The sequence below is a fragment of the Nonomuraea sp. NPDC050404 genome (genome assembly GCF_040655495.1).
Taxonomy (GTDB): domain Bacteria; phylum Actinomycetota; class Actinomycetes; order Streptosporangiales; family Streptosporangiaceae; genus Nonomuraea.
Genome location: NZ_JBFAKB010000004.1, coordinates 78814 through 92400 on the forward strand (window position 1 = coordinate 78814; position 13587 = coordinate 92400).

The 13587-nt window shown below is 71.1% G+C and carries 10 protein-coding genes; 3 read left to right on the forward strand and 7 right to left on the reverse strand.

Annotated features, from left to right (window positions below; all coding sequences use genetic code 11):
* Positions 1-208 precede the first annotated feature (208 nt).
* On the reverse strand, positions 209-379 hold the full coding sequence (locus AB0I81_RS11960; RefSeq protein WP_360654145.1) for a hypothetical protein: 171 nt from the start codon (positions 377-379) through the stop codon (positions 209-211).
* A 168-nt stretch (positions 380-547) separates the two neighbouring features.
* On the opposite strand from AB0I81_RS11960, the gene AB0I81_RS11965 reads away from it, so the two are divergent.
* Positions 548-2062: a glycoside hydrolase family 43 protein gene (locus AB0I81_RS11965; protein ID WP_360654148.1), complete on the forward strand. Its 1515-nt coding sequence runs from the start codon at positions 548-550 to the stop codon at positions 2060-2062.
* Here the strand turns inward: AB0I81_RS11965 and AB0I81_RS11970 are convergent.
* Entirely contained in the window at positions 2008-6288 is a 4281-nt protein-coding gene (locus AB0I81_RS11970; protein WP_360654151.1) for a caspase family protein, read from the reverse strand. The two genes, AB0I81_RS11965 and AB0I81_RS11970, sit on opposite strands and share 55 nt — an antisense overlap.
* 321 nt (positions 6289-6609) lie before the next feature.
* Here AB0I81_RS11970 and AB0I81_RS11975 point away from each other — a divergent pair, with 321 nt between their 5' ends.
* Positions 6610-7569, forward strand: a complete 960-nt coding sequence (locus AB0I81_RS11975) for an NAD-dependent epimerase/dehydratase family protein (RefSeq protein ID WP_360654154.1) — start codon at positions 6610-6612, stop codon at positions 7567-7569.
* An 8-nt stretch (positions 7570-7577) separates the two neighbouring features.
* On the opposite strand, the gene AB0I81_RS11980 is transcribed toward AB0I81_RS11975, so the two are convergent.
* Positions 7578-8822 (reverse strand): C39 family peptidase, encoded by a 1245-nt coding sequence (locus AB0I81_RS11980; protein ID WP_360654157.1) that lies wholly within the window; start codon positions 8820-8822, stop codon positions 7578-7580.
* A 321-nt stretch (positions 8823-9143) separates the two neighbouring features.
* Here AB0I81_RS11980 and AB0I81_RS11985 point away from each other — a divergent pair, with 321 nt between their 5' ends.
* Entirely contained in the window at positions 9144-9791 is a 648-nt protein-coding gene (locus AB0I81_RS11985; RefSeq protein WP_360654160.1) for a nucleoside monophosphate kinase, read from the forward strand.
* Here the strand turns inward: AB0I81_RS11985 and AB0I81_RS11990 are convergent.
* The 4 genes from AB0I81_RS11990 to AB0I81_RS12005 all read right to left on the reverse strand — a co-directional run bounded on the left by AB0I81_RS11990 (position 9788) and on the right by AB0I81_RS12005 (position 13587).
* The gene (locus AB0I81_RS11990; RefSeq protein WP_360654163.1) at positions 9788-10234 is read right to left on the reverse strand and encodes a hypothetical protein; all 447 of its coding nucleotides are present in this window, start codon (positions 10232-10234) and stop codon (positions 9788-9790) included. The two genes, AB0I81_RS11985 and AB0I81_RS11990, sit on opposite strands and share 4 nt — an antisense overlap.
* A gap of 81 nt (positions 10235-10315) precedes the next feature.
* A complete protein-coding gene (locus AB0I81_RS11995; protein WP_360654166.1) occupies positions 10316-12193 on the reverse strand; it encodes an alpha/beta hydrolase in 1878 nt (625 codons plus the stop codon).
* A gap of 146 nt (positions 12194-12339) precedes the next feature.
* Positions 12340-13008, reverse strand: a complete 669-nt coding sequence (locus tag AB0I81_RS12000; protein WP_360654169.1) for an HNH endonuclease family protein — start codon at positions 13006-13008, stop codon at positions 12340-12342.
* Positions 13009-13047: 39 nt separating this feature from the next.
* A complete protein-coding gene (locus tag AB0I81_RS12005) occupies positions 13048-13587 on the reverse strand; it encodes a hypothetical protein (protein WP_360654172.1) in 540 nt (179 codons plus the stop codon).

Genomic DNA, 13587 nt, shown 5'->3' on the forward strand with positions numbered 1-13587 from the left:
CGTGTGGCGCTCGGCATGCTCTGGCGGTGTCACCTTCTGGGAAGACGAACGAGGCGGTCAGGTCATGTGCTGTTCGCACGGTCTTAACCTGGCCCACCTTAGCGCCGCACCGGCCGGACGTCCCTGGGATCGGTTACTTAGGGTGTGCGCCCGCCCGGGAGGTGGGGCCGCCGTGGCCTGGTTCCACGGCGGCCCTGCGCCCGGCCGGTTACTTCGAGTCCTTGTCGTCGGCGGGGACGACGCCGCCTTCGTGCTGGCCGGCGTTGCCGTGCCGGCTCTGGTGGTTCATGTCGCGGTCCGCCGACGCGGCGCTCGCGAGGGCGCCGACGGCCAGTGCCGTTCCCGTCACGACGATGGCAAAAGTTCTCTTGATGTTCATGTGGTGCGACTCCGTTCCAGGTTCGTTGTTCGGCTTGGCGGCATCACCCCATGAAGCGGCTGCTGCATTTCTGCTTCACAACGGCGTCATCGCTGGATGCGGCGGGAAAGGCGGGCATCGGCCATCGGTAGGATCACCGGGCCACACCCCCCGTCCCGTGGAGAGCTGATGATCCGCAACCCCGTCCTGCCCGGCTTCCACCCGGACCCGTCCTTCCTGCGGGTCGGCGACGACTACTACCTCGCCACCTCGACGTTCGAGTGGTATCCGGGCGTGCGGATCCACCACTCGCGCGACCTGGTCAACTGGCGCCCGCTGGGCGGCGTGCTGAACGAGCGCAGGCTGCTGGACCTGTCCGGCGTGCCCGACTCCGGCGGCGTGTGGGCGCCCGACCTCACCTACGCGAACGGGCTGTTCCACCTGGTCTACAGCGTGATGGACCACTACGCGCACGGCTACAAGGACGTCGCCAACTACCTCGTCACCGCGCCCGCCATCGAAGGACCCTGGTCGGACCCGGTCAGGCTGCCTGGCCGGGGGTTCGACGCCGCGCTCTTCCACGACGAGGACGGCGCCTCGTACCTGCTCAACATGGTCTTCGACTCCCGCCCCGGTGGCGGGTTCTCGGGGATCGAGCTGCAGCCGCTGGCCGGAGACGCCCCGCCGCGGCTCATCCTGGACAACCGCAGCGTCACCGAAGGGCCGCACGTCTACCGGATCGACGGCTGGTACTACCTGATGGTCGCCGAGGGCGGCACCGGTTACGAGCACTGTGTCAGCGTGTTGCGGTCGCGTTCGCTGGAGGGCCCGTACGAGGACGACCCGGCGGGGCCGATGCTCACCTCCCGCCACGACCCCGGCCTGGAGCTGCAGAAGGCCGGGCACGGCAGCCTGGTCAGGACGAAGGGCGGCGAGTGGTACCTGGCCCATCTGGTCGCCAGGCCCCACTCGCCGCGCGGCCGGTGCGTGCTGGGCAGGGAGAGCGCCATCCAGAGGGTCGAATGGACCGACGGCTGGCCCAGGGTGGCCGGGGGCGTGCCCGCCGTCGAGGTCCCCGCCCCCGCCCTGCCGCCGCATCCGTGGCAGGAGACGGAACAGGAATGGAGCACGCTGCGCCGTCCCGCCACGCCCGACTGGGTGCGCTTCGACGGCGGCCAGGTCACGATCAACGGCGGCCAGTCACCGTACGGGCGGCGCGCCCCGAGCCTGGTGGCCCGCCGGGTGACCGCCGAACGGTGCACCTTCGCCGCGAACGTGACCTTCGAGCCGGTCAGCGTGCACCAGTCGGCCGGCATCACCGCGTACTACAACTCGCGCAACTGGTACCACCTCGCGCTCACCACCGGCGGCCTGGTCCTGACCGGCAGCGACCGCGGCCACCGCACCGTGCACTTCACCGCCGAGGTGACGCCGACCCGCCTGGGCCTGGAGCTCGACGGCCCGGTCCTGCGCTTCTCCTACGACGGCGCGACCGTGCCGGTGGAGCTGGACGCCACCGTCCTGTCCGACGAGAACGCCGAGGAGTTCGTCGAGGGGCTGGTGCGCTCCTTCGGCTTCACCGGCGCGTTCGTCGGGCTGTGGGTGCAGGACCTGGCAGCGGAGGGCTGCCAGGCGACCTTCACCGACTGTCAGTTGGCGGACGCGGACGCCGATGCGGACGCGGCGGTGCAGGGCGGCGTGTAGGGGCGGCCGGGGACGTACCGGGTCCATTCGGTCCTGGAGATCGACGTCCCCGACGCCTCACAGACGTTCGCGCTCGCCTGCTCCACGTTCAGGCCCCAGAGCTGCGCGGCCGTGCCCGACGCGCTGGCCAGCATGGTGCCCTCGGAGCTGAGCTCCACGTCGCCGGCCGAGTTCGGGCCGGCCAGCACGGCCCACAGCGCCGGCTTGGACGGGGTGGCGACGTTCCAGATCCGCACGGTCCTGTCCTGGGAGGACGTGACGAGCGTGCGGTTGTCGGCGCTGAAGGACAACCCGGTCACGTCCGCCGAATGCCCGGCCAGCTCCGCCACGCGCTTGGGTTTGGTGGTGTCGCTCACGTCCCACAGCCGGACCGTCCCGTCGGACGACGCCGTGGCCAGCGTCTTGCCGTCGCTGCTGAAGCGCAGGTCCAGCACGTTGCCGAGGTGGGCGGCGAAGGTGATCAGGCCCTTCGGCGCGGCCGGCTTGGAGATGTCCCAGAGCCGTACCGAGGCCGCGCCCACGGCGGCCGCCATGACGCGGCCGTCCGGCCTGAACGTGGCCACGCTCAGGTGCCCGTCGGCGGCGGCGGGCGCGGAGAGCTGCTTGGGGCTGGCCGGCGTCTCGACGTTCCACAACAACCGCCTGCCGTCCTTGCCCGCGGTCACCACCATCTTGCCGTCCGCGCTGAACACGGCCGAGCGCACGTCGTCGGTGTGACCCTTCATCGTGCCCAGCAGCTTGGGCGTCGCGGGTTCGGCGACGTCCCAGATCTTGGCCGAGTTGTCGGCCGAGGCCGTCACCAGGCGGCGGCCGTCGGCGCTGAAGTTGGCGGCCAGGACCGGTTCGGTGTGCCCGGACAGGGTGGACTGCGGCGTGGAGACCGCCGGGTCGGAGACGTCCCACAGCTTGACCGTCTCATCGCCGGAGGTGGTGGCCAGCGTGCGGCCGCCCTTGGCGATGGCCACCCCGTTGACCTGCTCGGTGTGCCGGGCCAGCCGGGTGAAGGACGAGGTGCGGGAGGTGTTGGAGGAGTTCCAGAGCCGGGCGACGCCGTCGGCGGAGGCGGTGGCCAGGTTCTGGCCGTTCGGGCTGAACGCCACCCCGTTCACCCCGTCGGGGGATCCGGCGAGGGTCGCGGTCAGCTCGGGCGTACGCGGGTTCTCCACGCTCCACAGGCCGACCGTGGCATCGGCGGAGGCGCTGGCCAGGACCGCGCCGTCGGGGCTGAAGGCCACCTCGTCCACCGAGGCGGAGTGCCCGCGCGCCGTGCCGACGAGCTTGGTGGCCGTGATGTCCCACAGTTGCACCGCGCCGTCGTCGGAGGAGGAGGCCAGGTAGGAGCCGTTCGGCGCGAACGCCACGCTCTTGACCGCGCCCTCCGACGAGGTCAGCGTCGCCAGGCTGCGCGGCTTGGCGGGCGTGAGCACGTCCAGGAGGTAGATCGTGCCGCCGCTGGAGGCGAGCGCCATCATGCGCCCGTCCGGGCTGAACGCCGCCCTGTTGAGGTCGGAGTCCTGGTTCACGACGGAGACCTGGGCGGGCTTGGCCGTGTCCTTGATGTCCCACATCCGCATCGAGCCGTCGGTGGACGCGGTGGCCAGCAGGTCGCCCTTCGGGCTGAACGACACCGAGCCGACCTGCTCCTTGTGGCCCTTCATCGTGGCCAGTTCGCGCGGCTTGGCGGTGTCGGAGACGTCCCACAGCCGGGAGGTGCCGTCGGCGGAGCCGGTCGCCAGGAGCTTGCCGTTCGGGCTGAACGCCGTCGTCAGCACCCCGCCCGTGTGCCCCCTGGCGATGCCGAGGCTCTTGGGGCGCAGGGAGTCGGTGACATTCCACAGCCGTACGGTGAAGTCGTCGGAGGCCGTGGCGGCCACGCGGCCGTCGGAGCGGTAGACCACCCGCTCGACGGGCGAGGTGTGGCCCACCATGCGCGCGCCGACCGGGCGGGACAACGAGCCGAGCAGCGCGCCGCGCGCCTCCGGGGTGGCCGACAGGCGGTAGGCGGCCAGGGCGAGCTGCGAGCCCAGCGAGCTGTCCTGGGTGGTGTTGGCGGCCGTGGCGAGCTGGCGGGACAGCGCCTGGTCGCGCTCCCTGCCCGCCTCCGCGGCCAGCGTGGATGAGCCGCTGCCCCGCACCAGGGCCACGATGGCGCCCACCCCGGCCAGCAGGAACAACACGGACAGAGCGGCGATGACGCCGCGGACGATCTGCTGGCGCTGTTGCTGCCTGCGCCGCGACGCGTCGAGGAACTCCCGCACCGCGGGGGTGATGGGCGCGGTCTCTCCCGGCGCACCGGGGGAGACCGCTGCCTGCGCGGTGGCGAGCCGGTCGTCGGTGTACAGGTAGGTGGTCTGCTGGCCGTCGCGCTGCCACATGTCGGCGTCCTCGGCCAGCCGGCGGCGTACCAGCAGGCCCGCCCTGGCGGTCTCGGCCCAGTTGCCGAGCCGGGGCCAGGCCCGGATGAGCGCCTCGTGCGCGAGCTCGGCCTGCTCGTGCTCCACGGTGACCAGCCGGGCCCGTACGAACTCCGCCAGCACCTGCCCCTCGACGGAGGTGCTGCCCGAGCTCAGCTCGGAGACCAGGACCCGGCGCCGCATGCCGCCCGCCCGCTCGTCCACGTGCACCAGCGGGACCAGCAGGCCGCGCGCCACCGGCTCGGACTCCTTGCCGAGCCGCCGCAGGGTCTCCTCGCCGCTCATCGCCACCGCGCGCGCGACGCCGCCGGCCGAGCGGTAGCCCGACATGGTGAGCATCCCGCCGGTACGCCGCTGCCAGGTGGCCAGCAGCGCGTGCGAGAGCAGGACGAGCAGGTCGTCGGTGCCCTCCAGGTGCTGCAGGTCGTCCAGGATGAGGTCGGCGAGCCCGGCCTCCAGCGACAGGCCCGAGCGCACGGCCGGCTCCTCGATCACCTGGCGCAGGTCGGCAGGGGACATGGGCGGCATGACCTCGGGCCGCCGCATCGTCTCCAGCAGTCCCGGGTAGGCCGCGCAGCGGCCGAAGAAGTCACCGCGCACGGCGATCACCACGGCGGCGGCGCGGGAGAGCTCGGTGAGCGCCTCGACGAAGCGCCGCCTGGCCTTCTCGTCAGGGCAGAGCGTGAACAGCTCCTCGAACTGGTCCACCACCACGAGCGTGCGCGCCGGCAACCCGCGCAGCACCGCGCCGGGGTCGGACTCGATGACCGTGCGCAGCCGTTCGGGGTCGCTGCCGCTCAGGGGCGCCAGCTCGTGCGCCAGCCGGGCCACCGGCCACGCCCCCGGGGTCATGACGACCGACCGGCCGATCGACTCGCCCAGGGCGGGGATCAGCCCGGCCCGCAACAACGACGTCTTCCCGCAGCCCGACGGGCCGGTGACGACCAGCGGGCCGCCGGTCTCGAACGCCTGCGAGCCGATGACCACCGGGGGACCGGCCGAGCGCAGCGCCTGCCGGGCGCGCGTGGCCAGCGACCTGGTCGCCTCCTCGCGGCCGACGAACAGGTGGGCGTGCTCCGGTCCATACGCGGGCAGGCCGCGGTAGGGGCTGTTGAGGTCGCCGGGGGCGGAGATCGGCGGGCCCGTCCGCGTACTGGGGGCCTGGTGGGCCGGGTTGGCGGCGAGCGGCGGCAGCTCCTTGAGCTCGCCGGCCTGCCGCCGCGGACGCGGGAACCCGGCGTCCGGCAGGACGCGCGCCAGGTGGTGGTGCACGTGGTCCAGCGTGAACGAGACCGGCCCCTGGGGATCGCCCTCGTTCAGCAGCCTGAGCAAGGCGCCGCTGAGCGCGGTGTGCCTGACCCCGGGCAGCGCCCAGGAGTTCTCGTCCTTGCTGGAGGAGGCCAGCACGTACGCGCCCTGCCACGAGGGGTCGAGCGGCTGCTCCATGGCCTTGGCCGGCACCGGCCGCGCGCCGCCGGTGAAGCAGCAGTCCAGCACCACGACGACCAGCTCGGCCCGCGACCCCGACAGGATCTTGCGCACCATCGACCACGGCAGCGCCTGGTAACCGGGCACGCCCTGGCCCAGATCCACCGTGGCCCGCGTGGCCAGGTGCAGCTCATTGTCCGCGTCGAACAGGCCGTGCCCGACGAAGTGGAACATCAGCACGCTCGTGGCCTCGCGCGCCGCCTTCTCCAGCGCCTCGCCCAGGTTGGCGGGGGTGGCCGGGTCCACGAGGACGGTGAGGTTGGCGGGGGCCAGGCTCGCCCGCTCCACCAGGCATTGCCCGACGTCGTTGACCGTCGCCGGCACGGCGGGCACCTGCGGCAGCCGCGAGGAAGGCCGGTGCGCCCCGGTACCCGCCACAACGGCCCGCGCGCCCTCGGATGCCAGTAAGAGAGGGGGACCGTTCCACCGGGAAGACCGGACGACCCGGGTCTTCTCGAGCGTCGCTGAATCTTCCTCAGTCATCCGGCGCTCCACGCAGTGGTCTGTCAATCGGCGTTGTTAGGTTACGCAGGTCTTCGTTTGTCGTCGAGTCGCGGATCGGGACATGAACGGTTTGTCGCCCGCTTGCCGCCCGCGCAGGCGTCACAATACCGGAGTAGAGATCTCCACGATCAAGGGATGATCATGACTACAGTGTTCGTCACCGGGGGATCCGGTTTCGTGGGCGGGCGGCTCGTCGCGCGCCTGGTCAAGGACGGTCACGTCGTACGCGCGCTGGCCCGCGGTGACGCGGCCGCCGCCAAGGTCGAGGCCCTGGGCGGGAGCGCGGTGCGCGGCGACCTCGGGGACGTGGCGGCGCTGCGGGCCGCCATCGGCGGCAGCGAACTGGCCTTCCACGCCGCCGCCCGCACCTCGCGGGGCGGCAGCAGGACCCAGTTCTGGGCCGACAACGTCGAGGGCACGGCCAACGTCGTACGCGCCGCGCGTGAGGCGGGGGTGCGGCGGCTGGTCCACGTCGGCACCGAGGCGGCGCTCATGGACGGGCAGCCCCTCGTCGGCGTGAACGAGAACGCGCCGCTGCGACCGGACTCCCGCGCCCACTACCCCGCCTCCAAGGCCGCCGCCGAACGCCTCGTCCTCGACGCTGATCTGGAGACGGTCGTGCTGCGGCCCAGGTTCGTCTGGGGCGCGGGCGACACGACCGTGCTGTCCGAACTCGTCGCCATGGTCAAGGGCGGCCGGTTCGCCTGGATCGGCGGCGGTCGGCACCGCACCGACACCACGCACGTGGACAACACCGTCGAAGGGCTGATCCTGGCCGCCGAACGGGGCCGCCCCGGACAGGCGTACTTCGTCACCGACGGCCACCCCGTCCTCTTCCGCGACTTCATCACCGAACTGCTGGCCACCCGCGGCGTGACCCCGCCGGACAGGTCGCTGCCCCTGGGGCTGGCGCTGGCGGTGGCGTCGGCGGGAGAGACGATCTGGCGCGGCCTGCGGCTGTCCGGCGCGCCGCCGCTGGACTACATGAGCGTGTGGGTGGCCGGCCAGGAGTGCACGATCGACATCTCCAAGGCCACGGAGGAGCTCGGCTACCGGCCCGTCAAGACCCGCGAGGAGGGAATGGCCGAGCTGCGAGGTTAGGGCGGCGGTCACCAGTTGGCGGGCAGGTTCGGGGGCGTCGGCGGCATCGCGTGATCCGGCGGATGGATGACGTACGCCACGCCGCCGCTGCTGGAGCTGCGCTGCCACACGTTCTCGAACGCGGCCCGCGGATAGACGTGCCGTACGGCCTGGTTGCTCGGCGAGGCCGGATCGTTGGCGATCACGTCACCGGTCGCGGTGAATCCCACCACCGCCATGAGATGACCGTCGGTGCCGTACCCGGCGCCCGGCAGCTCGCCCTTCTTGAACGACTGCGACGTGATCACCGGCACACCCGCCTTGACCAGCATCTCCAGCTCGGTCAGCGACCGCAGCCTGGTGATGAAGCCGTCCACGCCGTACCGTCCCGCGTAGGCGGTGTTGAACGGCCAGTTGCCCGCCCCGTCGTAGGCGTGGTCGAAGGTGTAGCGCGCGGCGTGGTCCACCTCGGGGTTCGGATCGGACGGATCCACCCACGAGGTGTCCTCCTCACTCGGCCACTTGTCCCAGTACCCCAGCACCATCGTGGTCGAGGTGGGACTGCACCACGCCTCACCGCCGCCGTTCCACTCCGGGTAGTGCCCCTCGTGGACGTTCTGCGAACGGCGCGGCACCTTCAGCTCCTTCCCCCAGGCGCCGCCGCCGGGGCTGGCCGGCACGCTCTTGCGCTGGGGCACGTTGGAGCTCATCACGCCGGACGTACGCACGCGCGGCGTCACCGACGAGCCCGGCTTGCGATAGAGCGTCAGGCGCAACTGGTAGCCGCTCATCGGCTTGCCCGCCGCCGCGACCAGCGTGTCCACGGCCACCGATGCGTCCGTGTCACCCTGATTCGGTACGGAGGTGCGCTTGATGTCACCCTCGGCGTAGGACCACCGGCCCAGCGAATACCACCTGGTCAGGCCCTCGGCGTTCTTACCCCGGGCCTCGACCTGCATCCAGCTCCCCGCCGGCACATCCGCCGTCCAGGACGCGATCAGCTCCGTTGCCTCGAAGCCGATGGCCTGCTCGGGGCCGGTCCAGCGGGCGTACTCCCAGGTCTTGGTGCCCAGCGCGTCGGTGTAGGACATCGTGCCCGCCGCCGACCCGAACGCCAGCCCACCGTCGCCCGCCGTGGTGCCCTCGGCGGTGCCGGCGGCGAAGTCGGCCCGCTTGAAGACGACGTCGGTGCTCGCCTGCGCCGGTTTCGCCCCGGTGAAGCTGGTGGTGGCCAGGAGGAGGGCGGCGGAAAGGATGGCGGACAGCGCGGGCATGTACTCACCTTTCTGCGGACGCTCGATGCGGGTTCAGCGGGCACCCGACGCTGCCGACACTAGGCATCGCGGGCCCGCGAAACATCGGCAGATCTACGTATCAACCATGCTCCCAGGCAAGACCCCGCTCCGCCCGCCACCACGACGCCCGCCACCACGACGCCCGCACTACGAGGCTCGCGCCACGACGGCCGCCACCTCCTCCATGTGGGCGGCGGCTCTCCCGTCACTCTCACCACACGACTTTCGCACGCATGACCATGGATGGGATGGTGACGATGCCCAAGAGGTGAATCATCGCGCAGGAAGTGGGGTCATGCGTTGCGGAAATACGTGATCATGGGCGTACAGGGGAGCGGCAAGGGCACGCAGAGCACTCTGCTCGCCGCCGACCTCGACCTGGTGCACATCAGCGTCGGCGACATCTTCCGCTGGCACGTCAAGAACCACACCAAACTCGGCGCCCAGGTCCGCCGCCTGGTGGCGGCCGGCGAACTGGTCGGGGACGACCTGGTCGAGGACGTGGTCAGGGACCGCCTCCAGACCCACGACTGGAACTACGGCTTCATCATCGACGGCTTCCCCCGCAGCCGCCGCCAGGCCGAGTTCTTCCTGGAGAGCTACGACATCGACGGGGTGATCCACCTCGACCTGCCGGACGACGAGGTACGCCGCCGCGTCCTGGCCCGCCGCCTGTGCTCCCGCTGCGGCATGGACTACAACCTCATCGCCCACCGGCCGAAGGAGGAGGGCCGGTGCGACGTGTGCGGCGGCGACCTGGTCACCAGGGAGGACGACAGCCCGGACGCCCTGGCCCGCCGCCTGGCCGACTACCACAGCAAGATCGACCCGGTGATCGAGCTGTTCCGGGGCAAGGAGTACGTGATGACGATCGACGCCCGCGCCGACAAGGCCACCGTCCAACGCACCATCCGCACCCGCTTCAACCTCCCGCCGTACCTCGGTTAGCGCGTCGCGGACGGCTCGGGAGTTCCGTTCGGCCAGAGGCAGGTAGAGGTGGCGCCGAGACTGAGCACGTCATCGGCCTCCCAGCCGATGGCCATGAGGAAGTCGTCGGGGCGGGAACGTCCGTAAAGTTGAAGACCCTCCTTGTTCTCGCCCGAGATGTAGTGGCCCTCCCTCTCCCAGTACGCCTTCACCTCGGCGATCACCTCATCCAGCGCTTCCTTGGACTTGGGCAGCCCGCGCAGGTAGTACTCGCGACTGACCACGATCCGGTCTTCTGAGCCCCCGTCCAGCGGATCGAGGCAGAGGCCGTCGTTGACGCTGGGCTGATACAGGTCCAGCTGGGGCTTGGGACGGATGACGCTGACGGTCCCGTTGATGAGCTGCTCGATCCGGGCGAGCGCCTGAGCCTTGGTGATGGTCGGCTTGCTGGCCGATGCATTCATGGCGCCTCCCAGGCCCCCGCCGGGTGCACACCCGGCGACGAGAACCAGCGTTGCGACGATCAACCTGATGGCGTGGGACATCTAGTCTCCCGTCGGCGTCGGTGAGGAGTGCTGAGCGGGCGTCGGTGGCGGCACCTGCTCTGACACTCGAGTGTCCTGACCGTTGATGATGAATCCCATGTTTCTCAGCGACTTCGAGCGCCGATCCCAGTAGGCGGAGTGCGTCCCGACGTCGTACCCGGGCGAACCCGCAGGCGTGGAATCGACGGCGAAGCGGTTGGCGCCGAAGGCTGTGTTGCTGGGGTCTGTCCCGAAAGGGCCCTGACCGTTCGGCAACCAGGGGAGCAGCAGGCCAGAAAAGGGGTTCTTGCCACCGCTCAGGGGAAGATGCCCCAGGTCGGCGACTGGATCTTGTGGAGACTCGCCCACCCAGACCTTCTTGACTCCGAGATCGCTCGCGCGTGCCGCCATCGTCCCGGGACTACCCAGGAGAATGAGCTGATCAGCGAACGTTCCCTTCCGCGTCTGCGCGGCCATGCCGGTGACCACGCTGCCGTAGCTGTGCCCCAGCACCGTGAACCGCGCTGCTCCCGCCGCCTGGTGTGTCGCGTGAAGACCGTCGAGGAAGCCGGCCAGCGTGCCTGCGCCGGCCTGAGCCAGGTTGGGAGATGCCACGGAGGTGTCGCTCAGGACAATCCCCGCATCGAGTTGAGGTGCTTCGTAGCCGAGCCAGATGATCGAAGCGGTTTCCGTGCCGGCGGTGGCGGAGGCGTTGGCCTGATCCCACAGCGTCGCGGCGCGGGTCGCGTCGCCCCCGATCCCCTCCAGCGTGCTGCCGGTCCCGGGCACCGAAGTCACCACCGAGTCGGCCTTGTCGGGATCGCCGAAGGAGATGGCGACCTTGCCCGGCCCGCCAAGCTCCAGATGAAGCAGGAACGCCGGAGGCCGCCCTCCGACGCCGCCCAGCGCCAGACTCTTGTCCACCGCCGCGATCTGCCGCCGCTGGGCCTCCAACTCCTCGATCTCCCTGCGTACCACGAACCGCGGCCCACCCCCCGGGAGGGCCGGCGCGCCTTCCAGATGCTCCGCCAGGGCACGCAACTGCTGCAGCCGCCGGTCGATCTCCGCCTTGCGCGAGCCCATGTACAGCCGGTTCGCGCTGTCCCGGGTGGCCGCGGGCACGCCGTTGAGCTGTCCGACCAGTTCCGGCGCGGAGTTGACGAGCCGCTGGCGGGTGGCCGGGTCGAGGGTCTGCCACCAGCCGTTGACCCGGGCGGCGAGGGCCGGGTCCTTGCCGGTGTTCTGGGCCTCGATCACCTTCTTCAACGCCGCGGGGTCGCCGCCGGTCGCGACACCCCTCAGCAGGGCGCCGACGCTGTCCGGGTCGGGCGCGAACCCACCGAACAGCCCGAAGCCGAGCATGGCGGCGGTGGCCGTGTCGGTCTCGGGCCGGCGCTGGAGCACGGTCAGCCGCCCGCGCAGTTCGGCGACCTGCTGGCTGGCCCAGGTGCCCACGGCCGCGACCTGCTGGGCGGGCACGGCGCTCACGCAAGCCATGGAAAGCGCCGCGGAGAGCAGGCTTCCCGCGCCCGGGAGATCGTTCCCGGCACGCTCCAGATCCGCCACCATACGGGTCACCGCCGCCACCTCCATCCCCCGGTAGCCATCACGCGCGGACGTGGTGGCGGTGGCGAGCGGAGTGGCCAGTGGCGGCGGGGCGGCGGCCTGACCGCCGAGGGCGCGGATACGTTCGGCGATCTGGTCCGCCGCGCTCTCGAAGGCACGCTGGAGCCGGCCGCGCTGGTCACCCATGGCCTGGGCGAACGGGCCCGCGCCGCCGCCGACCCAGGCATGTGCCGTCATGCACCGCATGCTGGAGTCGAGCGCGCCGATGTGGTCTCCCGCCAGTCGTACCACGCGGCCCAGGGCTTCTTCCAAACCCGCAGTCTCACCCGCCACGCACCCGACGGTGTCACGCTCTGTCGCCGCTCGTCTGCCTAACATGCGGAGTCGTTATGGGGAAGCCGGCCTTCGGGCAACCCGCTGGGCCCGGGGACGGCCTGAAGACAGCTGCAGGCGCCGGCCACCGGGCCATGGGGGCGATGTCAGCAGGTGCGGAGCATGTTGAGCAGGGCCACCCGTTCGTCACGGGTCACGAAGAGCCGGTAGTGACGCTTCACGGTGATCCACGACGTCGCGTACCGGCACCAGTAGGCGCGGCGCTGCGGACGCCAGCTCTGCGGCCCCTGACCACCCTTGGCGATGTTGGCCGAGTGACTGACCGTGACCAGCTCGGGGCGGGTCAGATCGTTGGCGAAGGCCCGCCGCTTGGCCTGACTCCACCGCTTGGCCCCCGAGCGCCAGGCGTAGGCGAGCGGCACCACATGGTCCACGTCCACGTGCCGCTCGCTCTTGAGCACCTTGCCGTCGTACGGGCTGTACCAGGTCCCCTTGACCGGCCGGCAGGCCGCGTTCTTGCGTACCTTCCGCGCGTCACGGGCCAGGGCCGCCTCCCGAGTGTTGCACTTGCCCTTGTGGTGCTCCCACCGGGGCTGGAAGCGTTTGCGGCTGTAGCCCCGGATCGACAGCGCCCCTGCGACCTTGAGCTGCGTCAGCATACGCCGGGCCGAGGCGGCCGCGGCCTGCGCCTGTGATCGTTTACGTGTCTCGGCCGCCGCCCCCGGGGCGGTGAGGACGGCGGTGATCGGGAGGACCACGAGAGCGAGCACGGCCACGCAGACCGCCCGCCGCAAGCCGATCGAGATTTGACCCATACACAGCGGCATCCCCATCCACAGCGGGGTTTTCACCTGTCAGGGGTAGGTGTCGGGAGCCAGTCCGCCGGGCGTCAGGCCGGGCTCCGTCTCGGCGATCAGCCAGGAACCGCCGGCCTTGTGGAAGGCGAAACGATGGTTCAGCCCGTACGCCTCGCCGGGCGGCCCACTGGTCCCCGTGCGCGAGAAGAAGAGCTCGGTGACTTCGGTGAGGTAGAGGGTTACGACCGTGTCACCTTCGTGCCTGAACTTCGTGTCCCTGACGGTGACCCGAGAGCCCCTGTGGCCACCGTTCACCGCACGAAGCCGCTCCCTGCGCCGATCGATCGCGGCGGCGTCGGCGGCCAGGCGCTCCCGCAACGCGGCGCCGACGGGCACGCGAGTCAGCCCCCGCCGATCACCGTGTGCGGGTCTCGACGTCAGCCGGGCCGCCCGATCCTTCAGGTACGTCCAGGCGAATTCCAGCAACTCACCCTCGACGGCCATGGCCTGAGGGGTTACGGAGGCCCGCACCGGCATCGAGGAAACGCACACCACGCCCATGATGAGCACCGTCAGACCGGATGACAGAACGCGCAC